General features: G+C 35.0%; 15 protein-coding genes and 2 pseudogenes. 6 read left to right on the top strand and 11 right to left on the bottom strand.

The features are described 5' to 3' along the window. Positions 1-359 precede the first annotated feature (359 nt). From dnaB to JYK00_RS03810, 6 genes are all read left to right on the top strand, one after another. Complete coding sequence (gene dnaB, locus JYK00_RS03835) at positions 360-1,703, top strand: replicative DNA helicase (protein WP_207567369.1); 1,344 nt, start codon at positions 360-362, stop codon at positions 1,701-1,703. Beyond that, the gene (coaD, locus tag JYK00_RS03830) at positions 1,703-2,185 is read left to right on the top strand and encodes a pantetheine-phosphate adenylyltransferase (protein WP_207567368.1); all 483 of its coding nucleotides are present in this window, start codon (positions 1,703-1,705) and stop codon (positions 2,183-2,185) included. Before dnaB ends, coaD begins: the two co-directional genes overlap by 1 nt. A 137-nt stretch (positions 2,186-2,322) precedes the next feature. After that, positions 2,323-3,738 (top strand): RtcB family protein, encoded by a 1,416-nt coding sequence (locus tag JYK00_RS03825; RefSeq protein WP_207567367.1) that lies wholly within the window; start codon positions 2,323-2,325, stop codon positions 3,736-3,738. 9 nt (positions 3,739-3,747) lie between these two features. Then, positions 3,748-5,100: an MFS transporter gene (locus tag JYK00_RS03820; RefSeq protein WP_207567366.1), complete on the top strand. Its 1,353-nt coding sequence runs from the start codon at positions 3,748-3,750 to the stop codon at positions 5,098-5,100. Positions 5,101-5,510: 410 nt separating this feature from the next. After that, entirely contained in the window at positions 5,511-5,936 is a 426-nt protein-coding gene (locus JYK00_RS03815; protein WP_207567365.1) for a MarR family winged helix-turn-helix transcriptional regulator, read from the top strand. Continuing rightward, positions 5,933-6,940 carry an NAD-dependent epimerase/dehydratase family protein gene (locus tag JYK00_RS03810; RefSeq protein WP_207567364.1) on the top strand — a complete coding sequence of 336 codons (1,008 nt, stop codon included), beginning with the start codon at positions 5,933-5,935 and terminating at the stop codon, positions 6,938-6,940. Before JYK00_RS03815 ends, JYK00_RS03810 begins: the two co-directional genes overlap by 4 nt. A gap of 33 nt (positions 6,941-6,973) precedes the next feature. Here JYK00_RS03810 and JYK00_RS03805 read toward each other — a convergent pair whose 3' ends face one another. The 11 genes and pseudogenes from JYK00_RS03805 to JYK00_RS03760 form a co-directional block, all read right to left on the bottom strand. After that, on the bottom strand, positions 6,974-10,258 hold the full coding sequence (locus JYK00_RS03805; protein ID WP_207567622.1) for an O-antigen ligase family protein: 3,285 nt from the start codon (positions 10,256-10,258) through the stop codon (positions 6,974-6,976). Between the two features lie 52 nt (positions 10,259-10,310). Further along, positions 10,311-11,231 (bottom strand): glycosyltransferase family 4 protein, encoded by a 921-nt coding sequence (locus JYK00_RS03800; protein WP_207567363.1) that lies wholly within the window; start codon positions 11,229-11,231, stop codon positions 10,311-10,313. A 69-nt stretch (positions 11,232-11,300) separates the two neighbouring features. Then, positions 11,301-11,882: a hypothetical protein gene (locus JYK00_RS03795; RefSeq protein WP_207567362.1), complete on the bottom strand. Its 582-nt coding sequence runs from the start codon at positions 11,880-11,882 to the stop codon at positions 11,301-11,303. A 13-nt stretch (positions 11,883-11,895) separates the two neighbouring features. Further along, complete coding sequence (locus JYK00_RS03790; protein ID WP_207567361.1) at positions 11,896-14,604, bottom strand: hypothetical protein; 2,709 nt, start codon at positions 14,602-14,604, stop codon at positions 11,896-11,898. Positions 14,605-14,725: 121 nt separating this feature from the next. Next, positions 14,726-16,258, bottom strand: coding sequence for a hypothetical protein (locus JYK00_RS03785; protein ID WP_207567360.1), 1,533 nt, complete (start codon positions 16,256-16,258; stop codon positions 14,726-14,728). A gap of 151 nt (positions 16,259-16,409) precedes the next feature. Further along, positions 16,410-19,175, bottom strand: a pseudogene (locus JYK00_RS03780) (glucodextranase DOMON-like domain-containing protein); the annotation flags it as partial. Between the two features lie 30 nt (positions 19,176-19,205). Further along, positions 19,206-19,982: pseudogene (locus tag JYK00_RS09920) on the bottom strand (glycoside hydrolase family 13); the annotation flags it as partial. A gap of 143 nt (positions 19,983-20,125) precedes the next feature. Then, a complete protein-coding gene (locus JYK00_RS03775; protein WP_207567358.1) occupies positions 20,126-22,729 on the bottom strand; it encodes a glycosyltransferase family 2 protein in 2,604 nt (867 codons plus the stop codon). A 119-nt stretch (positions 22,730-22,848) separates the two neighbouring features. Beyond that, positions 22,849-24,012 (bottom strand): flagellin N-terminal helical domain-containing protein, encoded by a 1,164-nt coding sequence (locus tag JYK00_RS03770; protein ID WP_207567357.1) that lies wholly within the window; start codon positions 24,010-24,012, stop codon positions 22,849-22,851. A 46-nt stretch (positions 24,013-24,058) separates the two neighbouring features. Further along, positions 24,059-25,225, bottom strand: coding sequence for a flagellin N-terminal helical domain-containing protein (locus tag JYK00_RS03765; protein WP_207567356.1), 1,167 nt, complete (start codon positions 25,223-25,225; stop codon positions 24,059-24,061). 307 nt (positions 25,226-25,532) lie between these two features. After that, complete coding sequence (locus JYK00_RS03760; RefSeq protein WP_207567355.1) at positions 25,533-26,225, bottom strand: WbqC family protein; 693 nt, start codon at positions 26,223-26,225, stop codon at positions 25,533-25,535. Between the last annotated feature and the right edge of the window lie 2 nt (positions 26,226-26,227).

Here is a 26,227-nt window from a genome sequence, read left to right as displayed (position 1 = left end):
AATGACAGAGAAACAAGATTCCTCGTCGCGTGCGCTCCTCGGAATGACATAGGCGAGGCTAACCTCGCTAATCTCGCTAACCCTTGCTAAATGTAAGATTCCTCACCCTTCGGGTTCGGAATGACATGAATGGAAAGCCAACTTCGCTAAACGATAGACTGGCATGATAGGAAATAAGAAAAAAGTTTACCAAAAATTTTTAAATAGTACTATTGAGTTTTAACAATTGTTGTGTTATTTTCTTAATTGAGCAGCGACCCCCCTATCCCCCCTTGGAACATTAGTTTCCAAGTGAATAGCCCCAGCAGTAGCTGGGGCATTATTATTGTGCTATAATCTTTTTGAAGGAGGTTTAAGAAATGAAAACCCCACCTCATAGTATCGAAGCAGAACAGGCTGTAATAGGAAGTATTTTAATCGATCCAGAAGCAATAGAGTCTGTTATCTCTATTTTAAACTTTTCAGACTTTTATGATTCCAAAAATAGAGAAATATTTAAAGTAATAGAGGAGTTATATGATGAAAGTGCTCCAATAGATGTTATTACAATCTGTGATAGATTAAGAACAAAAGGGATTTTAGAACAAATAGGCGGAGAGATTTACGTAGCTCAGCTCGCTGATGAAGTACCTACTGCTGCTCATGTAGAAATGTACGCCCAGATAGTCAGAGATAAATCAATTTTACGAGCGCTTATAACAGCAGCCTCGCGTGTTGTTGAAGATGCACTATCAGACAATGAAGTTGACGAAATTCTTGATAACGCCGAAAGAGTAATCTTTGAGATAGCCGAGTCAAAGACCACAAAAACGTATCAGCCTATGAATGATATACTTCATGGAGTATTTGAAAATCTTGAAAAGTTACGAGCACACTCAAAATCTGCAGGTATGTCACTTATAACAGGTCTTCCCACCGGATATAAATTGTTAGATGAACTAACTTCTGGGTTTCACAAATCTGATCTTATCATTGTTGCAGCAAGGCCAAGTGTTGGAAAAACGGCGTTTGCTTTGAATATAGCAAGAAATATGGCTATAAAAGGCGATATCCCTGTCGGAATTTTTAGTCTTGAAATGAGCAAAGAACAGCTTGCACAAAGATTACTTGGCATGGAAGCGTTTATACAATTGCAAAAAATTAGAAAAGGTTTTCTGAGCGATGAAGAATGGCAAAGACTATTAACTGCTACAAGTAGGTTATATAAAGCAAATATAATAGTCGATGATGAGGCAAATCTTGACCCACGTTCTTTACGAGCCAAAGCAAGAAGAATGAAAAAAGAATACGGTGTACAGGCCATATTTGTAGATTATTTACAGCTCATGACAACAAGATCTTTTAGAGAAAACAGACAACAGGAAATTTCAGAAATTTCCAGATCCTTAAAACTTCTTGCAAGGGAATTAGATGTCTCTATAATCGCTCTGTCTCAACTTTCCAGAGCTGTTGAACAAAGAGAGGACAAACGCCCAAGACTCAGTGATCTCAGGGAATCAGGATCCATTGAACAGGATGCTGACATGGTTCTGTTTTTGTATAGAGAAGAGTATTATAAAAAAGAAAAAACCTCAGATCCTCACGAAACAGAAATAATCATAGGAAAGCAAAGGAATGGACCAATTGGTACTGTAAAGCTTTTATTTGATCCGCAATACACCGCTTTCTTTGACTTAGACATATCTCACGAGGTGATAGAATAATGAAAGCAATCTATCCAGGTTCTTTTGACCCTATTACTTATGGACATATTGATATAGTTGAACGAGCAGCAAGAATTTTTTCGGAAATATACGTGGTTGTTATGGAAAATAAAAGAAAAAAATACATGTTTTCACTCGAAGAAAGAATAGACATGATAGAAAACTGTACGAAACATATTCACAACGTCAGGATAGACTTTTTCAAAGGTCTTCTTATTGATTACGTAAAAGACAAAGAAATAGATGTTGTTATAAGAGGGTTAAGAGCCGTTACTGACTTTGAATACGAACTTCAAATGGCCATGGCAAACAAAGAAATGTGCCCTCATGCGGACACTATATTTCTTATGACAGATAAAAAGTTTTCTTTTATATCTTCAAGCCTTGTAAAGGAAGTCGCGTATTTTGGTGGAGATATTTCAAGGTGGGTTCCAGAATACGTCGAAAAAAAACTAATACAAAAAATTAATAATCTAAAATAAAGTCCTTACCTAAAAAAGAAAGCTTGCCTTTTAAACATCTTTGTTACTGATGTTAGAATCGTTTAATAGCTTAATATAAATTCCTTCGTAATTCATAGTATCTCTTCAATAAAATTTATTTTCTTTAAAATAAGGAGATGAATACTTTGAAGAAAATCTCCGATTATATATGGAAAATTCCAAAAAAAGAAAAAATGAAAGTTGATGCCTATATTTTTACAGACGAGGAAGGCCTAAAATTAAATAGTGAGGCACTTGAGCAAATTAAAAACGTTGCCTCGCTCCCCGGAATAGTTAAAGCTGCTTATGGGATGCCAGATATCCACTGGGGGTATGGTTTCCCAATAGGTGGAGTTGCAGCTTTCGACTCTGAAAATGGAATAATCAGTCCCGGGGGAGTTGGATTTGATATAAACTGCGGTGTTAGACTGCTCACCACTACAATAAAATTTGATGAAAACAAAAGCAGAATAAGACAACTTATAGAAAAAATATATAACTACGTTCCTGTAGGTGTGGGTTCAACAAGTTCAAAAAAATATAATAAAAAAGATTTCAAAAAAATAGTAGAACAGGGCGCAGTTGCTGTAATAGAAATGGGATTCGGTTTACAAGAAGACATAGAATACATAGAGGACAACGGAAAAATTATGCCCGCAAGTTTCCAGGATATATCTCCTAAAGCTTTTGAACGTGGCCGAGAAGAACTTGGAACGCTTGGTTCAGGCAACCATTTTTTAGAAATTCAGCTGGTTGAAAGGATATACAATCGCAAAATTGCAGGTCTTTTTGACCTTTTTGAAGGACAACTTGTCATAATGATTCATACAGGAAGTCGCGGATTTGGTCATCAAATCGCAACAGATTATATACAACTTATGCGCACACACTTAAAAAAACATAATGCAAACCTACCTGACAAGCAATTAATTAATGCTCCTTTCAAAAGCGAATTAGGCCAAAAATATTATTCTGCAATGAATTGCGCGGCAAACTATGCATTTGCAAACAGACAGATAATAACTCATTATATTAGAAAAGCTGTCCGCGAAATATTCAATATTGACATAAAAGTTTTTTATGATATAACACATAATATAGCAAAATTGGAAAGCCACAACATAAATGGAGTCGAAAAAAAAGTGATTGTCCATAGAAAGGGAGCTACGCGAGCCTTCGGACCTGGAAGACCTGAAATACCAAAAAAATATGTTGATGCTGGACAGCCAGTTATAATTCCAGGAGATATGGGAACAGCTTCTTACATTCTGGTTGGTACCAAAAAGGCTGAAGAATATGCTTTTTCTTCAACAGCCCATGGGGCTGGTAGAACCCTTGGAAGAAGACAGGCTATGAGAACTTTAGATCTGGCAAAAGTGCTAAAAAATTTAGAAAAGAAGAATATAATAATAATCAGTAAAAACAAAAAAACAATAATTCAAGAAGCACCTGATGCCTACAAAGACATTGACAAAATTGCAAGTATAGTTGATGAACTTGGGATTTCAAAGCGCGTAGCAAGACTAATCCCCCTGGCGGTGATAAAAGGATGATAAAAAAGGATGAAAAAAGCTGAAAAATTTATCATCTTAGAAGGTATTTTCTCCAACTTCTATTTTGTGCTCACTCAGGGCGTAGTTTTTACATCACTCGCTATCTATTTTGGGCTAAACGAAGTCTTATTAGGAATAACAAGCGCCTTTCCTATGATTTTTCAACTTTTTCAGCTCTTAACTCCCCCTATAATAGAAAAATTTAAATACAGGAAAAAACTTCTTCTGTTTTTCAATTCCTTTAAACTCTTGTGGTTTGTTATACTTTTAGAGTTATTTTTTGATATAAAATCAGTTTTTACTTTAATAATAGTTTTCGCTATCACACAGGCTTTTTCATCACTTGCTGGTAATACGTGGACTTCTTTGGTAACAGATTTAATAAAGCCAGAAATAAGAGGAAGATACTTTGGCATAAGAAGTGTTTTTGTTTCATTTTCAACACTGCTTTTATTCTACCTCTATTCAGCAATAATAGACAATGTTGCTGAGCCAAAAAATTATCTTTTAGTCATATTTACAACATTAATTGGAATAATATTAGGCTTAATAAGCCTTGTTCCTGTTGAAGATCCACCTGTCAAAGTGCTTGGAACATTTACGGAAATAAGGAAAATTTTTTCAGAAAGAAATTTTATCAAGCTCTCTTTAGCCAATATGTACTGGAATTTCGCCTTGCTTTTAGCTGCTCCATTTTTTTCATACCATCAACTTAAAAACCTTAAAATTCCTATGACTTATATAAGTTATGCAACAATTGCAATGACGCTTTTATCCATGGTGTTTTATTTTGTCTGGGGAAAAATAAGTGATAAATTTGGCCATAAAACAGTTTTAATCAGCGGAATATCTTTCGTAGCAATTTCACCAGCTGTATGGATTTTAATGAACGAAAATCACTGGCCTTTTGGACTCGCAATTGATGCCCTTATATCTGGAATAGGTTGGGCTGCTATAAACTTGACATTTTTAACACTTCCCATGGAAGTAGCCAAAAGTTCTTCTCCTATATATTTTGCTGTTTTCGCATCTTTTGGTGGAATTGGCGGATTGATAGGTTCCATATTCGGAGGATATCTGGCGTTCTACTTTAACAAACTCAACTTTTACATAAATGGTTACCACCTTTTCGGACTCCAGATATTCTTTTTGATAGAAAGTTTTCTTAGGCTCCTTGCTATTCCAATATTTGCCAGAATACGTACTCAAAAATACATTTCTCCTATAACATTTATGTTCAGTGCCCTTAACACAATCGCAAGACGTCCCACTCAAAGAATATACGAGCAGGCAAAATTATCAAGGCCAAGCTATATAAAGAAAATCGTCCCCGACAACAAACGTATTCAAAGATGGTGGTAGGAAAAACTCTTTCTCTAATCTCGCCAACACTCGCTAATCATAAGATTCCTCGTCACTGCGTTCCTCGGAATGACATAAGGTGGGGATGTCAACTTCGTTACTTTCATGTCATCCCCCCCTCCCTTCCTGTCATCCCGAGGAATGTAATGACGAGGGATCTTATTCTTTTACTTAACATTTGTTAATCAAGATTCCTCGTCGCTTTCGCTCCTCGGAATGACAAGGGAAGGGGGATTCCTCACTTTCCTGCTCCTCGGAATGACATGGGCAAGGGCCACCTCAGGTAATTATCTTTAAAATCCTTTAATATTTTCGTGTTTTCTTGCTTTTTCTAATTTCATTTGTTGAGAAAAATAGTTTATAATATAAATAGTTTAATAAATAAACTATTTTTAAAAGGGGAAACTAATATGGAAAAAAGTGAAGTTTTTAAAGTTATTTTTTCATTAGTTGTAAATTTTGTCAATTTAATACCAAAAGATAAAGAATTCGGTGAGATGACTACAAACGAATTTTACTTATTCTTATTTATAAATTTTCATAATCCTGTGACAATGAAAGAATGCTCCCAAAAACTCAGGCTTTCAAAAAGTACCATAACAGTTTTAATAGATAAACTTGAAAACAAGGGAATTATCCTAAGAGAACGTTCAAATACTGATAGAAGAAAAATTTATCTTGTACCGACTAAAAAAGGAAAAAGATTATTCTCCAGAATTTCAGGGTATTTCTCTTCAATAATAGATACTGTAACAGCAAAAATTCCTAAAGACAAAATAGAAATTATAAACAAAGGGTTTGAATATTTCATAAAAAGTCTGGAAGTGGAAAAATGATATTTATAACGGGGGGCTCAGGGCATTTAGGTAACGTTCTTATCAGAAAGTTACGCGCACTAGGCGAAAAAATAGTTACTTTAGTTCATCCCAATGATAAATGCACCAGTCTTGAAGAACTTGATGTTAAAATTTTAAAATGCGATATTAGAAACTGTGATAAACTGGATAGCATTATAAAAGAAAGTGATGTTGTAATACATCTTGCAGCTATTATTTCCATTCTTCCCTGGAGAAAAAAGTTAGTTTATTCAATAAATGTAAACGGTACAAAAAATATTCTAAAACTTGTTCAAAAACACAACAAAAAGCTTATTTATGTTAGTTCAGTTCACGCTTTCTCCGAACCAGAACCATATTCTATTATCGACGAATCAACAACAATTGATCCCAAACTCACTTCTGGAGTATATGGTAAATCAAAAGCAACAGCTGCACTGGAAGTTATGAACGCAGCAAAGTCGGGTGTTGATGTTGTGACGATTTGCCCAACAGGTATAATTGGACCTTTTGACTTCAAACCTTCAAATATGGGAATTTTCTTTCTAAATTATTTAAAAGGAAAACTAAAATACATAATAGATGGAAGTTTTGATTTTGTCGATGTCCGCGACGTAGCTACTGGAATTATTAGCTCCATTGAAAAAGGGAAAAAAGGTCAATTTTACATCCTGGGAAATAAAACAATCAGCCTTTTAGAATTAATAAAAACTCTGAATAAGATTTCCGGCTTAACTACTATACCAGAGATTGTTAGCACGAAAATCGCATATTTTTTCTCATATCTGGCAATATTCTACGGACTTTTAACAAATTCAAAACCGTTATTCACTCCTTACTCTATTCACACTCTGACCAGAAATTATATCTTTTCCCACAGCAAAGCTCAAAAGGAACTATCCTACAATCCAAGGCCTTTCGAGCTTACACTTTCCGATACATTAAAATGGTTTAAAGAATATTTTATTACAAAAAAATATACACTTCTTCATATAAACAGCTAAATTTATGCATTATAACTCAATCTTTGAAATGCATTACTTATTTGAGACTATTTTATCAAGATAGTTCAATATATCTTCTTTGTTGTTCAACGGTGTCCCATCTTCCATTACAATTTCACTCCAGTCTTTTATTACACCCTCCCACATATTATCTGTCATCTCTTGATATGTACTTTTTAAATTTTTTGCCATATAATTCAAATCGTTCAAAATAAGCTGATAATGTGCTACAAATCTCTTATAACGTTCATAAACATTGATATTAGGCGTTGGATATATAATGCTTTTTAATGCGTTCTTTATTTCCAGCAACGTACTTGTTGGAAATCCCATCTTTTGAAGCTCTTTTATAAACTGGTTCATTTTTTCAACCGCTATCGAAGACCATATTCCTGCTTTTCTTGTGTCATACCATTTTGTAAATTGCTCATTTACAAGTTTTTTCATATAATCTGTTTCTATTGCCAAAAAGTTATAATTAACAAAACTATTAAAAATATCCATTACAACCGTTTCGAATTTTTTTGTTACAAAATTAATTGCCGCCGATGGAGCCCCCGTTTCCTTCAAAATTTTTTCAAGGTTTTCTTCCAGCTTTGATTTTCTTTTTTCCACTTCTTTTCTTGCAAATGTTAAATACTTTTCTATATTCTTCTCAGCATTTTCATATGAGTTCTTATACATTTTTTTCAACTTTTGAAGAGCGTAAATTGTTTCCTGAAATTGTCCAGCTTTATAATACGCAAAAGCACTTGCATGCAAAAAGTCAAGTACGCCATCTGGGACACCCCATATTCCCTTTAAATTCATGTACTTTACCGCTTTTATCTCTTGAAGAGCTAACCAGTTAAGAAAATCTCTTACAACCAGGAGGGTTGGAGGCTGAAGCTTTACTGTCATCCCTGCAAAAAATCTGTATATATCTTCCCCGACACTTGCTTTTGCTAAATCAGGATTTTTCCAATCTGGAAATCTATTCCAGCCTCCGGGCATGTTATATATAGTTAACTTCGCATAGTCCACGTAGGAATCAAACGAGCTTACAGCTATTTTCTTTACATAATTTATAAGTTCCGTATTTGTTGATGGAATTATACTCAAAAGTTGCTTTGAAAAATTATGAAGTGTATGATATCTCATGGCAAGAGCCTTATACGTGTTTCTCTCATTAAAGGTTTTAAGGGACGTTTCGTATAAACCTATAGAATCAATTACCGCCTGCATTGAAGCAAAATCAAATTTTGAAATAATAGCTGGATTATTTTTTATGAAAGGAACAATTTTTTCCAGCCATTTATGCTTATACTCTGGAAAAATCACTTTTTGATAATCATCAAACTCCTGCCTGAAAATTTGTTCATAACGTTCTGGAAGAGCAACTTTTAACTCTGAAATTCTTGGATTTTGAGCAACAAGCGAAGCTAAATAAAAATAAGATTTTCCATAAGTGTGGTTCAAACTCACACTTTTTACAAGATTCTCTTTTGCAAGTTTATAATAGTTATCAGCTATACCCGGTAATTTCTTTCTTTGAGCCTCTATCTGATTAAGTTCGCTTAGTATTTTAGATCTTATCTTATTTATCTCAGAAAGTCTTTGGTTTTCTATATCCACATCGTTAAAGGATAGTCCCTTTCTCTGGTACTCCTGCCTTTTTAAGGTCTTCCAATTTTCGGGCTTTAAGTATTCAAATCGTCCAGATAAATTCTCCAATTCTTTTAGCTGGTTTCGAAGCTGGGTTATATATGAATTTGCCTTTGGAAGTTCTTCGAGAACTTTCACATAGGTAAGATATGCACTATTACCCTTTTTGAAATAAACTTCCGATATGAAATGATTCCACCTAAGGTATGTGGAAGAGTACGTTATTATAAGCAACAGCATTCCTATAATAATCCCAAAAATACCTTTGATTTCTTTATGACTTTTTCTTGTAAAATAAGGACCTATAGCGACACTTGCAAAAAAGGTAGCTGCAAGTGCATTAGGTAAAAGATGCCCTGGAAAACTGAAAAAACTCTGAATAGCAAAACCAACAATCGCTACAGATAAAGAAAGAAAGAGCAAAATCTCATCTCTATCTTTTAATTTTCCAGGAATACTGAAAAAATAATAAACCAACACTGTTAAAACCCCTAAAATAAGTAGTAAACCTGCTATACCAGTTTCTCCCAACACCTGAAAATAATCGTTATGAGCACGTTTAAAATTATTCCATCCATAGTAAAGCTCTGGGTGTTTTTCTAAATATTCCCCCATCTTTGATATGGAAAGCAATTGATATGTCCCGATTCCACTACCAAATATTTTGTGATCTTCCCAGAGTTCTAAAGAAGTAAACCATGATAGTTTTCTCTCATCTATACTTGATACCGATGCCATTGCACTAAAACGCGAGGTCATATTAACTTTTCCTTTTCCTGTAAAAACATTTGGAGTGTTGTACACAACAACGGCAATAACAACAAAAGTGAGTATAGTAACAAGTAGTATTTTTTCAAAATTTTCCACTTTTTTTGCCATTATTTCTTTTTCCGCTTTTAAGCTTTCAAAAGCACTATCCTTTTTCTTCCCTATTTTAACCCATACAAAATAGAACACAACGTAAAGGATACTCATAATTATAATAGCCAGATATTCAGACCTCGTCTGTGAAACTATAACAGCCACAACACCTACGATAAAAGCAAAAGCTGCAGTTATCTTTAACAAAACAATTTTCCATAACGAATTAATTTTTCCAAAACCAGGATCAAAACTTAAAATAAAGTAAAGCGCAACAGGCAGAAGCATGTCAATATAATTTGCTGTAAAAATCACATTTCCCACTGTGGCTTTTATTGAAGCCCTTTCAAATGGACTCCCAACTTTTCCAAGAAAAACATCGTATCCTGTGTAAAAATTTATAAGCGCATCAACACTAACAAATAATCCCGTTATTAAAAAAGTAAACAGTAATGAGTTGATTCTTCTTTTATCTTTGTACACAGTACTAAAATACACAGCAAGAACAGCGTTAAACAAAACATATAAGCCTATATCAAAAGACCGTCTGAAATAATATGGATTATCCCTTAGGACATTAAAACTTGAAATAATAGAAACAATAGCAAAACCTATCCACAAAACATGCGCAGGTGTTAAATATAAAGAGATTTTCTTTTCCTTGATCCACTTAAAAACTAACATTGTAAACAGAACAGATATTGCTAAAGTTAATATTGCATATTTTGGAACACTAAATTCATAGGTATATTTCTGACTCGTGAAAAGTGCCACAAGAACTATCGTAATGTGCATCAATATATCCTGGAACATCTGCAATTTGAACCCCTCCCTGAATTTTTCTTTTAAAATTATAACATTATAATTATTCATATTTTAACAACTTTAAATGAAGAACAAGAAATATGGTAATAACAAGGTAAAATAAAAACGCAGAAATCCTTAAAGAGCTGTTTATATAAAAAAGAAAACCTGTTAGCACGTAAGTACTGGAAATTATAAGCATAATGAAAAATGTTTTCCTTTTGTTTTTTAATCTTAAATACACTTTGTCATAAATATGAGCTCTATCCCCACTAAATGGCGACTTTCCATTCAATAATCTTCTAAAGAAACCAGCTGCAAGATCCAGAAAAAACGGAGTTAAGATAATCACAGCCGAAAGCAAAGAAACTGTCCCTGCTCTTGAAGATGATAGAAAAGCAGCTGAAAGAACACCACCTACTATATAGCTGCCCATATCCCCCATAAAAATCCTTGCAGGAGGGAAGTTGTACATTAAATAAGCTACCAACGCTCCTATTAAAGCCAGAAGTAATTGCTTATCATAATTACTCGTAACTATAAAGATCAAACCAGCACTTCCTATAACAGAAACGCCTGAACAAACTCCATCCATTCCATCCATCATATTTACCGCATTTATTATCACAGCTACAAAAAACGCACCGAGGAATAAATACAACGACACTCCTACATATTTATATGCTAATAGCCCACCAGCTATAAATTCAATGATTAATCTTATTTTAGGTGAAACACCCTTTAAATCATCATAAAGTCCTAAAAAAGCTAAAAGTGTTATGGAAGATTTAACAACAATATCAAAAGGACTTATAAGCATCAAAGCAAAATATATTCCCATACCACCAAGATATGGAACTCCCTTTTCATGTGTTTTTAAAATACCGTCTGGTTTATCCACTATACCATATTTTCTTGCTATTTTACCTGCTATTGGAATAGACACAACTGCTACTGCAAAACTCAAAACTATAAAAAGCACCGTCAAACCTCCCTGTTTCTCTGCAAAATTGATTATATCATAAAAAATGGGGCCAGAAGGCCCCAAAACTTAATATATTCTCACTATCTCTGGTTCATTCTTTACGTCTAATTTTACCGCAACACTTCCTATAGGCTTTTCTTCTTCTTTAAGCTTAGCTATACCTATTAAATAACCTCCAACTATTACATCATGTCCATTTGCCACATCTTTATATATTTTTCCAGATGTCATACCAAATCGATTCTTCAACCAGATATTTAAAGTATCTTTTGCTATGTTTCTGGCATAAAGTATAAGATTTCCATTGAGTTGTTTGTGCAATTCCACTTTATTACTCACATCTGGAATATAACTCAACGTAATTAAAACCCTTCCATCTACCATGGCTGCCTTATAGTTAAATATTTCTGTTTGTAAATCAACATTATTTATTACTTTTATCTCATCTTTTATGTAAACTCTTCCCGTCTTCTCATCCAGAAGCAATTTGCTGCCATTCAGTGTTCCTTCTATATAAATTTTATTACCCTCGGGATCAATTACAGAAACATCCGTATATTTTACAAAAGCTCGTTGAAAAATTCCACATCCAGAAAAAATAAACAAGAGTATTAAAAGAAAACTAACTGCTATTAGTTTAACCTTCATATTACTCACCTCCTTAGTTACCAGTATATTCCAAAGCCGTTGAAGGAGCAGTCCAGCCAAACATCATTAACATAACCGCAAGATCAAACGCGTCTATTTTTCCATCAGGGTCAGCTACACCCGGATCGTAATCGTCATCTGTTGGATACGGACCATTAAAAGTTGGAGCTCGGGGATATATATCATAAATTTCACTATAATTTGGAGAGCCTTCGCTTGTGCCGAGTGCCAGCATAAACGCATTGTAATCATTAACATCAACATCTCCGTCAAGATCAAAATCACCCACAATACTTAAGAATTTATTTGATATAAATCTTGTCTTGGTAATAATTTCAGTTGACACATTACTAATCGTCTTAAGCTGAACAAATCCAGATACATCAAAATATTGTGTATAACCTGTGTTGGTAAGAAAGTATATCTCTTTAGGTTCAGTAAAATCAAGTTCTGCAGTAATTGTCGCAACTCTTGTAGATCCAGAAATTGGATTTCCAGAATCCAATGTTATATCTATATTATCACTTGAAATATCTCTTAACACTTCTACTTCACTGAAATTTATGTTAGGATTTATTTCTATATTGACAATTGTAGAAAATTTTACTACACTGCTTGGAAATGTGATATTCAAATTAAACAAAACAGCATCTGTGGCAGCATCCAGAAGTATATAAGCTTTCGTTGATCTATACCCATAACGTGGGGTTACAAATGTCACTGTACCAGTTAAAGGCGTATAGTAAATTTCAATATACGCAGGTCCGGTTTTATTTAAAGTAATTTTATCTTCAGCGCCGTAAACTTCGCTTTTATATCCCTGAACCTCGTCTGGATCCCATTGATAAACAAACCATTTATACGGGAATAAGTCATCTCCTACAGATGTTGGTGGATTTGTCGCATCTATTTCAAAAGTTCCCGTTTCGTTTGGATCATTATACTTATAAAGTATATTTTTTAATTCCGTGGCATATCCATCGGGGGTTTTATATTTTATAAATACCGCATAAGTTGCATCAGTCCATACTTTAACAACTTTATCATTGTAACCAAAGGTTATTGTAGCTTCGTTACTCCCGTTTGGACCTTCAAGCCCCACAGTCGCGCTGTCAAAACTGTTGAAAGCGAAAGTCGCGTCAATTGTGGGGGCGCCTATACCATTTCCGACCTTATCAAAGACAAAGTTAGAGCTAAATAACAATGTCAGTGCAGTTGGACTTGAGAATTTCAGGAAAAGTTTATCAAGCCCTGCACGTCCAGAAGGAATAGCATCACTTCCATATGGATTTGTTTTGTATTCAATATATCCAGAAAGTGTTGTAGCATCACCCAGCGCAAGAACGGTAGCATCATAAAGCAGTCCATATTTTCCTGAGTCATTTGGATCATATATAGTCTTTGAAATTTCTCTACCATTAATTCCCTCATACGCTTTTATTGTTATATAACTATAAAATGTTATCGCTTCATCATCTATAAAACCCGTTCTATAAGCGTTCTGACCTGCCATCGCCCAATCTCCGTATGGTCCTCGAGCATCCACCCTGTAAGCGTATACATTTCCTTTGTTATCAACAAATGCGAATATGTATCTATCTTCACTTATGCCTGCCTCTGCGACAATGGCAGGTGCACTCTGAATTGGCACAGCAGCTTTTAAGTCTTTTTCCCAGACAGGTCCTGAAATTTCTTTTGTATCATAATCAAATGTGTATATTTGCGCCTTTCCTTCGGTTGAACCAACGGATACCAAAAGGACCAAAATATATGCCCTGTTTTCTGTTGATTTTTTGAATATAAGCGGTGTTGTAGAAAATCTCATATTTGAACCCACATTGTACGACGCATAATATGTTAAATCTCTATCAAAAACTTCTATATAACCACCATCATTAAAAACATACACATAACCATTACCATCTACCAATACTCCAGAGGTCGTAACAGAAGACTTTAAATCAACAGATTTCACTTCTCCAGCAGTTCCCGCAGGTGGTATTTTATACAACTTTCCATTAACACTTGCAACATATATATACTTTTCTGAATATGCCATCGGGGTAAAGAATTTATCTGATATAGCTATAGTTGATTTTGTACCAAAATTGTATGAGCCATCAAGGGCTACTCTGTAAAAAGTACCATTAGAATCGATAACAAAAATTGCATCTTTTGATGGAGATAGTATAACAGGAGCTTTCACAGAAACACCTGAATTAAGTGTTGTCGTTGATGGCAGAGAAAAGTTTGTCCCGTCAAACATATAATGGTATAACATTCCATTTGCATCAGCAAAATATATGTGATAGTTTCCACCTGTTTCAAAAACAACAGGCGCGCCATAAACTCCCGTTGTAAGATCAGTAGAAGCAGATGTGCTAAAACCTGTTCCATATCTAACCACAAGTTTGTTATCAGCATTACTTCCCCATTCCCATGAAACATAAAAGAGCGCACCGTTTACATACACAGGATATGACATAATATTCTTTAATTGAGGATTTGCTCCTATCTTTGTTGTTTTCCCAAGCTTGTTGATTATCCACAAATAACCCCCTTTTGTAACTGCATAGATATCTCCCGTATTTCTCATCACAATTCCAGCGCCACCATCTTCATTCAAATTTATGCTTTCCTGAACCCATAAATTAGTAATACTAACAGACGCGAATAAAAGAGCCCCGGAAATTAGAAACATCAACAATAGCACTTTTTTCATATCATCACCCCTTTCTTTAAACGTGTTAATCCTTCCACTTTACCTTCTATACGCATAATCATTTCTAAAAAGATTTTATTAATTTTGCTTACATACATCGCCCCCTTTCACATTTTTCCTGTTAAAATCCAACATTTAAGATATAATTTTGTGACTTTTCAAGCTCATTGTAACTTTTGTCCTTTACACCAGACACTGCTATGTTATAGTAACCTATCCCCAGAACACTTGAACCGGTAAATGTCGCTTCTTTTCCATCAGCGCTGTATTCGCTCAGTGCAAGTTCAATTACATCGTAATAATAATCAAAGTTATCTTCTCTTATGTAAAGCAATGGTGTTGAATCTTTCAAAATTCCCCCTTCGTCGTAAACTTTTACTGTGAATTTAGTTGGTCCAGGTACTACCCACACAGAGTCTCCCGAAAGAAGAGATTTCCCATTTGCCGATATATCCTTTATTTCCGGGGGATCGTTATCCACAACATTTATCCATCTTTCGTTTAACCCCGCTCTGCCATCAGTTGATTCTGCATAAATCGATATATAATGGGGCCCTTCTTTAATCGTCCATTCTGTAAAACGCTGAGGAGCACTTCCTTCGTACCGGGCTATTTCTGTACCATCTACAAAAAACACTATTTTGCTAAATTCTATACCCTCTTCCAGAGGAATCATTGAAATAATAGCAGTGTGTCCCGGTATAAGAATATCTTCCTGAGGACTGATCGCCACTTCAAAAGTTAATGTTGTGTCTCCAACAATTATCCTTTTTCCTATTACCGTTTCTCTGTCCAGCCAATCTTTTACCCTTGCTATTACAGAATGCTGCCCTGTTGAGAGCATACCCAGAGATATGGGAATTCCTGATATACTTTTAGTCCCGGATGTAAACGTTGCTTCAGCTACAATATTTCCATCTAACTCTACTCTATAGCTTTGCAAAGACACATCATCGTTCGCTCGAAGAGTCACTATAACATTTGTATTGGGAGGATACGAGAAGTTTGTTTGAAGTTGAACATCAGGCGCCATTGTATCGTAAGGATTCACATTAAACACAACTGTAGTAGCGTCCTGTTTGCCATACATATTATCGACCAGAAGAAATAATTCCTTTAGCTCTGGTGTATCAAACTTTCCAAGAGGTATGTATAAATTTCCAGGGGATGCTTCTATTGAAATAGCTTTCTCCCCAAAAGTTTTCACAGAAACTTTATTATTATCGCTTTTCACAGCTATGTGAAGAATCACTTCTTTAGTTGTATCTATTTCTTTGGGAAGTACATCCCAGGAGAGTATACTCGGTGTTGAATCATCTATAACGAGTATTGTCGCTGTTGCTTCGTAACTTTTTCCATCTGCAAGAGAAAAAGCTTTTGCTACAGCAACAAATTCACCAGTGTGTTCAGGTGTCCATATAACATTTGTTGGAATTTTAGAAAAACTTATCACCGTTCCATCAATTTCGAGTGTCCCGTTAGTTAAACCTATTAACGACTCACTTAGCACAGAAATTTTTGTAGTTTTTCCAATAGTTGCTACCTTTGGAACTGTGATATAAAGTTTTCCGTTTGAATACACTTGTTTTGATACACATGAAATCAAAAGAAAAGGAACGATTATCAACAAAATATAAAATTGAACTTTTTTCACAGGTTACACCTCCAGCATTAACGCGCTGTTTCATTCAATATATTTCTTTATATAACCTGAAAAATCCTGAGAATACCAGGGGAACTTAAAACAAAAAATGGGCGCAGTAAATGCGCCCATTTTTAATTTCGTGTTTTATACTCTTAATTTCTTATTTAATTTTAACAGGAAGAACTGTTGCATATTCCACACCTGATTTATACGAAGAAAGAATCTCTTTTTGATTGTACCCATCAGGTACAAGAATATCTACAACATATGGCGCCATATCTTTTGAATCTGATGGATAACCACCCAGACTCCATTGCCCGGGGTCTGGCGTTACTGGTCGATAATTATCTGGACCGTAACCATCCTGACTACCAACAAGTATGTATGCATAAATCCCATTCTGAATATCAAGATATTTCTTATATATTATTACATTTATCACTTTCTCCCCGGCATCAGCTTCTACTCTTACAGCGTCAGATATTTCATTATTATCGGCTGTTGCAAAAAATTGTCCATAACCTGGCCATCCAGCTGCTTTTATAAAATAATCCCAGGGATGCGTCTTATCAAACTTAACTCTTGCCCCTTCATTATATGTATCAGTTCTTCCACCAGGTTTTGTATCAAGATAAATATTTATAAGTTGATGCGAGAATCCCTTCGGTGCACCCCACGGATTTGTCATTTCTACAAATTTAATCTGAAATACAAATGCTTCATCATTTTCAAGAACCACTACATCCGTCATATCAAACAAACCTTTGAAAGGTTTAAATGCTTGATCTTTTGGATATACATAAGTACCCGGGCCATACTCATCACCTTCTGGATCTTTGAACCTTGCTATCACATCTCCTGAAACTGCTGCTGGAATCATAACATTTATTGGTCCAGAATTTGGTGCATAATCAGCATCCTTTTTGTTGACTGCTACCACAACTGCGAGATTAAACTCCTGACCTGATTTTACATTTATTACATCATAAGGAATTTCAAACTCCACTACATCGTTAACATCTCCTGCTATTTTTGCGCTTGAGAGAACCCATTTATCAGTTCCAGAAGCTTTGTAAAAACTGACTCTTTTTCGTTTTTCCCATGTTTTAAAATTAATAGTGAATCTATAACTCAGGGCAAATCCTAAAGGAGTATATCCATTAGCTGAGTACTGGGTTTTAGCGTTGAACTTTTTGGCCTGTGGACTGTCTGCATAAATCTCCACTTTAACATCTTTTCCAAGATAGTCTGTAGCTTTTTTGCCAAGTTTTATCGCAACATATACTCCTTTTTCACTTCTTCCAACATAAACTTTTTGCAATATGTTCTCATCTAATGAATCATCAAACAGGGCCCCTGTTTTTTCCGCTGCATCAAGGATTCCATCTATTTTATAACTTATCTTTTTTATAACTCCTTTTGAAGCAGAAGCGGGTTTCTTATTTGGTATAAACAAATAACTTGGAATATCAGATTCTTTATATCCAGCAAGTTCATACATTTTTACCAAGAGTTGTTTAAATTGTTGATCAAACAGTACTTCGTTATTACCAGCATCTTGATCCGCTCCATACCACCAGAACCAATCACTTCCTTCAGCAGCGTATAGGACATGCCTTGCGAGGCTATTTTTTAAAAGATCAGGAATCGCTTTTAAAAGAACTTCTCTCGCATCTTTTAATCTATCCCAGGCTTCATTTTCTTCTTTTTCACCAATCCATGTGTCAAGAGATCCACCAACCCACGAACCTTTTGCAAGAAGTGGTAACTCTTCTTTTACTCCATACTTCTCTATATACTGAGAAGGTGTAACAAGCTCAATTAAAGGATCATTTGAAAGTGTTTCGTAAAGAAGTCTTCTAAAATCATTTCCATTATTTGGATAATGCTCCCATGCATTTTCTCCGTCAAGTGCAACAGTTATTACAAGTTCTCCGGATTTATTAAGTTTCTGATACTCGTGAAGCGTACTAACAAAATCATTTACCGCATCTTCTGCTCTCATTTGCGAATACTTGAATCCTATTCTATCCGAAAGGTCAGTATCTCTAAAAAATACTATTAACTCACCACTTTGAGTTTTAACCTTGTACGGTTTCATAATGTTTTCAATATCTCCTATATCAATTCCAGATTTTTGGAGAATCTGCTTATCAGTAACAATCCATTTCACACCTTGAGAACTTATAAGTTCAGCTACATCCTGAGATACCGCCTGCTCCGAAGGCCACATACCAGCCGGTCTTTTCCCAAAAATGTCTTCAAAATACGACAGGCCTTCTGAAATTTGTCCAAGCGCATCATCTTTCCAACCCATATCCACAAGCAAGGGTAATATTGGATGATAAAAAGGACTTGTCGTAATTTCTATTTTTCCATCTTTCCAGAGTTTTTTATACTTTGCTATAATTTCTCCCAGGAGTTTTTTATGATATGATATAACATATTCAAGATCATCACGCGTATAATGCCTTTTACCAAGCATTTCCGATAATCTTTTATCTGCTTTTATATAATCAATATTTATCCAGTACAGGTTCCAGCAAACTTTCAAATCAAGAAAATCTTGCTCTGTAAAACTTTCACCTGAAACCTTTTTCTCCATAAGTTCTTTATATCGAGGATGTGCATTTACAAATTGAGGATTGATATCAAAAAAGTGATCAAGGATAAATTTTTTCTCCAATTTTGTAAGTTCACTCTCAGGTTTTAAAGATAATCTTTGATATTCATCTACTGCCCCTTTTAAATAGTCCTGTACCTGAAGAAGTAAACTCGGAACAAAATTAAATGTGACACTCCCTTTTGTTAAGTATTTGTCCACAAGATCAGCCATATATGGATAATCGTTTACCCCATGTGCTCTGACCCATGGCATCATGTAATTATCTGAACCTGGAATCTTGTAAAGAGGCTGATGATTGTGCCATATAAGTATAACTTTCAAAGGAGGATTCTCTGACGTTTCTGGTAATTTCTCAGAAGAATCCGCGGAAATAGTCCTGAGTCCTGCTTTCAACTCACCATTCTGCTTAAACACCTCAAAAACTCCGTTTTTACCTCCAAAACCATCATCGGTAAATGCGGGAGCATTTGGGTCAGTTATCCATTCAGAACCGTTTACAACAAATTTATATTGATATATTCCTGGATCAAGTTCAAGAACTGCTTCCCACCAGCCATCTCCTATATCGTAACACTCGTTGGCATCCATATTCCAATCGTTAAAAGAACCTGCGACAGTTACGTATTCAGCATCCGGTGCGTAAAATCTTATAACGACGTACCCTTCTTCATCTACATACAATTTACTTTTATCAAATTTTTCATTAATTTCATAGTTTGATTTATCCACCTTCTGCGCCTGTTCACCAACTACTAAAAGCTTCCCACCTTTTTCTACTAAGGTGAATATCCCATTTTTGCCACCAAAACCATCATCTGTATAACCTGGCGCTTCTGGATCTTCTTTCCAATTTGTTCCATTAATAACATATTTATATTGATAAGTACCTGGTTTCAGTTCCAGCTCTGCTCTCCAAACACCATCTACAAATTTCATCGCAAGTCCTTTAGGGTTCCAATTGTTAAAAGTTCCTGCAAGATATACTACACTTGCATTTGCAGCTTCTGGATCAGAAAATGTAAAAACAACCTTTCCATTTTCCACAAATACCGCTGAAAAGTAAGCAACTGATATCAAAAGCAACATTAAAACAAACAACTTTTTCATAAAAAACACCTCCTATTGGAATTATTTCCACAAATATTCTACCATTTTAACCGATGAATTTTTTATAACCAAAATGGAAAATTCCAAAGGAGGTGCAAATAAATTACTTATTCTGATAAACGTTTTAAGATATTGTACAATTTCTACCTTTCAAATATTATTCCTCTCAAATTTTTATTAAAAATTTTCAATTTCTTAATTTCATATCCAAATCTTTTTATTTCTTTCACCATCTGGTTTGTTGTTCTTAATATTCTAAATTCAGGATTATACCAGACAATATCTTCCCTATTATCCATTACAGGTACAAAAAACAATATAGCCCCCTTCTTAGCATTTTTAATAAGCCTTGAAAGTTCGTGTTCATAATGTACTTCTTTAAATACTAAGATATTTTTCGAATCTTTTTTTAAATCTACACCTATATCTTCAAAAATCCAGTCGTTTTCTATTTCTCCCACTAAGTTGATATCCGTCACGTCCATTTCTAAAATGAGTTCCAGAATATTTTCTATCTCAACATCATAAGGAGTTGTTTTATATGTTTTTTTAGCTCTTTCTTTATAAATATTAAGAGCTTCATCACTTGGATAAGGATATGAATAGTAAAACTTTTCACATTTTTTCCACATTCTTATAGGATTTATTACCCCTAACCCGGAGATTTTTTCTGAAATATTCCCAACCCAGACAATTCTGTCGTCTCTTTTCATAAATGAGTAAGTGACATTTGGATAAAACGCGTTATATTCATATTTTCCAAGAGATATGTCGCCTAATATAGAATTCTCTTCACAGGCTTTTATGTGTAATTCGAAGGCCTTCCTATACTCGTTTGGTTTTTTCTCATATATTTTAGAAAGTCTATAATAAAAGAATGGAAAGTCTTCTTTATTTTCAATTTTTTTAAGAAGTTTTTCTGCTATTTTTTCGTTATCACTACTGGTAGCAGATATATATTTTGCAAAATCGGTATTTGAAATAAAGTGCAGATATTTTAATTCCTCTTTCGGGTATATTTTTGTAATATCAAACAAAAACTCTTTCCTTTTTCCAAAGTATTTTTTCAACTCATCAAATGTACCCTCAATTTCAGAATCAAGTTTAGTTTTCAAATCATCAATAACAGGTTTTACAAATTCTGCTAATTCTGAACTTTCTTCTATGGCTTTTTTATAATAATTAATTGCGCCGTTGAAATTTCCAAGTTTTAAATATGTATCAGCAATTAACGCATTTGCTACTCCTTTTAACTCGCTACTTTCAAATTTTCTAACACTACTTAAAAACTTCAACAAATCCACAGGTTCTCCCTGGTAATATTCAAAATAAAAAAGAAGCGCCGGAATTCCATAATTTTTTATCACTTCTTCTGGTGAATTACCAAATGCATATTCGATAAGATAATCTTCTTCCTGCCTCTCCAGCTTTTTAACAACCAACTTTTCAAAATCACTTTTTGCAAACTTTGAAAGCAATTCCGGCGAAAGTGAAATCCCATTTTCTAAATATTTATATACAACATTCCATATATTTAAATGAACATTATGCTCGTACATGTAATTAAGTATCTTTTCAAAATCAGGTTTTATCCTTTTCAAAATCTCATCCTGGTCAACTTTTGTTATTTCAGTCAATAAAATTCTTGTTAATTTTTTTATGTCTTCTCCTGTTTCTTCTATATATTCAAAGATTTTTTCTAAATGGTATTTAAACTTTTCAAGCCTATTTTTATTTAAGTACCCTTTTGCCAGAACAGTATGAACCCCTGCTTTAAACTTAAATCCGGTAATTGTCCATTCAAATTTTTCTGGATGTTCCTCAGCAAATTTCACCTTTTTGAGAAAAGTCTCCCCGTATTCTATTTGGGCATCTATATCGTTCCTTTTTTCTGCCACTCCTATTAATCCATAATATGGATCCGGAAAATCTGGAGTTGCTTTTAAAGCCATTTTAAACAATCTTTCTGCCAGATTGTATAAACCTGCATTAAGACAATCAAAGCCAAACAAATACAAAAATTCTAATCCAATTCCAGGAATTTCCCTCAATTGTTCTATCGCATTTAATGTTTTCCATCCTACTTCAATTTTCCTGTGCTTGTATTTTGACAAAGTTTCTGTCTTATAAAGTTGAACCAGATAATATATTCTTTCTATTGCATCTATATCTTTGCTTTCTAAAAATTTGATTATAAGCTCTCGAGTTCGATTATACTTTTTCTCTCTTAACTCACGTGTCCATATATATCCATAATGGTATATTATAAAAGGGGCCTGAACAACTTTTCCTTTATGTTTAGCCTGATTATGTACAATATTTTCGTATTTTACCGTTCCATTTCGGAAGACTCTCGGTGTTGAGGCTACTTCTGTTTTTTTAAGATCCCAATCAAGGTAACTTAACGTGGGTAAATATACTGTATTTACATTTTCAGGCAAATTTTTAAGAAATTCTCTTATCCCTTTAAAATCAGCCTTTACCTCCTCATCTGCATCATAAATCAGCACCCACTCACATGTGGGGAATTTCAACGAATAATTACGCGCATCTGAAAAATTCCCGGTCCATTCATAAAAATACAACTTATCCGTATACTCTTTAACTATTTCAGGAGTTTTATCTGTAGAACCAGTATCAACGACTATTATTTCATCTACTATATCTTTGATACTTTCAAGTGCCCTTCTTATGTTATGTTCCTCATCTTTCACAATCATTGCAACAGATAGAAGACAGTTCCTCATGTTATCACCTCATGATTTTTTACTAAAGCTTTCTTATTATTATTTCTTTAAACAAAACATCAACTCCTAAAACAAAAGCGGGCTTAACGCCCGCCTTTTCATTAAAACCACCACAAAAATTATCTTAACAATTGAAGTACATTTTGAGGTTGAGCATTTGCCTGTGCAAGCATTCCCATACTGCTCTGCAGCAATATCTGTTGCTTGGTGAATTCCATCATCTCTTTCGCCATGTCCGCATCTCTTACACGGCTTTCTGCTGCTGTTAAGTTTTCTGATGCCACTCCAAGGTTTGCTATTGTGTGTTCCAATCTATTTTGAATAGCTCCCAACGATGCCCTTTGTGAACTTACTTTGTGTATCGCTGCGTCTATCACCATTATTGCCCTTTCAGCAGCATCCTGCGATGTCACGTCAAGTGAGGTTGTCGTTATTCCCAACGCTCCTGCACTCATGTCGTCTATCCCTGCCACCATGTTGTGCCCTTCGTTCGCTCCTATCTGGAAGATTAGTTGATTCGCTGTTGTGTTAATAGCCTCAACTCTGACAACACCACTGTCTACAATCTCACCACTTGGAAGTGCTCCACCAAAATCAGCAAAATTAACGTCAAATACAGAGGTATCCCATGTAATACTTATACCACCTATTGTTGCAGAACCTCCTGAATATGTCGTTGTAACACTATTTGTTCCTCCTGCGGTAATTAATGTCACCTTAACCTCAAGTGTTGTATCTGTATTAAATTGACCGACTTCTACAACGTATGTACCCTCAGTTACTGTAGTTGCAGCAGAAGAAGCGCTTACATTTATGTTTCCGCCAGTAACAACTTTTACATCTTCAGTTGATCTAAAGCTTTCAAGCTTACCATCAAGCAATTTCTTTGTGTTAAACTCTGTTGTTCTTGCTATCCTGTCTATTTCTTCCCTTAATTGATCAAGCTCTGCCTGTATCTGGTTCCTGTCTACATCTGTGTTTGTATCACTCGATGCTTGCACCGCAAGTTCCCTCATCCTCTGTAATATGGAGTGTACCTCTGTCAATGCTCCTTCTGCTGTCTGTATCAATGATATAGCATCCTGTGAGTTCTTTATCGCCATGTTTAAACCTTTAATCTGACCTCTCATCTTTTCACTGATTGCCAATCCTGCTGCGTCGTCTCCTGCCCTGTTTATCCTCAAACCTGAGGAAAGTCTTTCCAATGTCTTGCTCATCGCTGTGTTTGTAGCTCCTATGTTCCTCCATGCGTTCAACGCACTGATGTTGTGATTAATCCTCATATCATCACCTCCGTGTGTTATTTCTATGCGGCTTCCTTACCGCTTATTATCTTAATAATTGAAGTACATTTTGAGGTTGAGCATTTGCCTGTGCAAGCATTCCCATACTGCTCTGCAGCAATATCTGTTGCTTGGTGAATTCCATCATCTCTTTCGCCATGTCCGCATCTCTTACACGGCTTTCTGCTGCTGTTAAGTTTTCTGATGCCACTCCAAGGTTTGCTATTGTGTGTTCCAATCTATTTTGAATAGCTCCCAACGATGCCCTTTGTGAACTTACTTTGTGTATCGCTGCGTCTATCACCATTATTGCCCTTTCAGCAGCATCCTGCGATGTCACGTCAAGTGAGGTTGTCGTTATTCCCAACGCTCCTGCACTCATGTCGTCTATCCCTGCCACCATGTTGTGCCCTTCGTTCGCTCCTATCTGGAAGATTAGTTGATTCGCCGATGTGTTTATTGCTTCAATTCTTGCAACTGCTGCATCTACCACTTCATCCTGTGGCAATGCTCCACCAAAATCTGAAATATTCAAATTAGTCCAGGAGAATGTTATACTGGCTGTTGACCAGGAACTAGCACCATTGTTCGCAATAAGTGTCAGCTGAGTGACACCATTTGCATCTGCACGAGATATTTTTATATCAAGTTCACTGGTTTCTGCCCCGGTAAATTGCCCTATCTCGATAATATAACTTCCTTCTGCTGTAGTCGCATTCCCTGTACCTGAAATTTGCAAATTAATATTACCGCCAGTAACAACTTTTGCGTCAACGCTTGATCTAAAGCTTTCAAGCTTACCATCAAGCAATTTCTTTGTGTTAAACTCTGTTGTTCTTGCTATCCTGTCTATTTCTTCCCTTAATTGATCAAGCTCTGCCTGTATCTGGTTCCTGTCTACATCTGTGTTTGTATCACTCGATGCTTGCACCGCAAGTTCCCTCATCCTCTGTAATATGGAGTGTACCTCTGTCAATGCTCCTTCTGCTGTCTGTATCAATGATATAGCATCCTGTGAGTTCTTTATCGCCATGTTTAAACCTTTAATCTGACCTCTCATCTTTTCACTGATTGCCAATCCTGCTGCGTCGTCTCCTGCCCTGTTTATCCTCAAACCTGAGGAAAGTCTTTCCAATGTCTTGCTCATCGCTGTGTTTGTAGCTCCTATGTTCCTCCATGCGTTCAACGCACTGATGTTGTGATTAATCCTCATATCATCACCTCCGTGTGAAATATTTCATCCTTGAATCCAGAGCGCTCTGGTAATTCCGTATAAATTATCGGCATATTTAGAAGTTTTTTTAGCACAACAAATAAGTTATAAGCTTTACAAGAGAACTAATACTTTCTAAATTTAGACATAATCAACAGATCGTGATATTTCCCTTCTCTAAAAATCTCTTTTTTCAAAACTCCTCCCAATTCATATCCTCTTTTTTTATACATTTCCACAGCTTTTTCATTAAATGCTACCCCCCACTTTTAACTTTCTAATATTCAATTCTTCAAAAACAAATACATTATTCAAGAAATATATAATTCTTCGCATTTTTTCCACAATTAAATATTACATCAAGTACTGTAACTTCATGCAAAAAATTCCCATAAAGTTGTGGATAAACAGGATATTTATAATTCATAAATTCCACTTTTATTTCATTTTTTGCAAACAACTCTAAATCAAGATAATCTTTAGCGGCTGGTCCTGATAAATATTCTTTTCCTCCTAATGCTTTTATTATATTTATTAAACGTAAATTTTTGTCAGCATTTTGAATTTCAAGTTCAGACGCTTTAACAAATTCTGTCTTTTTTATCCCAAGTACTTCACATATAACTCTTGTAGTATAAATATTTAACTCTGAAAGATAAACCCATTGTTGTTTTACATAAAAATCCTCCAGCATCCACTTAAAGTCCTTAAAGTACGGCGCTTTTGAATAATTTGCTATAAACGAATTATAATGTTTCCTCTGCCAGTTAACTTTATCTGATACCATTACATCTTTAATCAACTGCTTTATACTATTATTTTTCACAGGTACCACTATTAGCTGCTTTCCATTGGGTGTTTTTATATAATTCCTATTCCGCCAATCGTGCTTGGTATATTGAACATTATCAAGAAATACGAAAATATCCACTCTATTTATCATATCAAAAACGCCTTTCCAGGGCAAATAATTAGGTTGAAGAATTGCTATCCTGCTCATAA

Origin of the sequence: Thermosipho ferrireducens (assembly GCF_017358165.1) — a bacterium.
Classification (GTDB): domain Bacteria; phylum Thermotogota; class Thermotogae; order Thermotogales; family Fervidobacteriaceae; genus Thermosipho_B; species Thermosipho_B ferrireducens.
The sequence above is the reverse complement of the archived record's forward strand: the minus strand, read 5'-3'. Positions and strand labels throughout refer to the sequence as shown.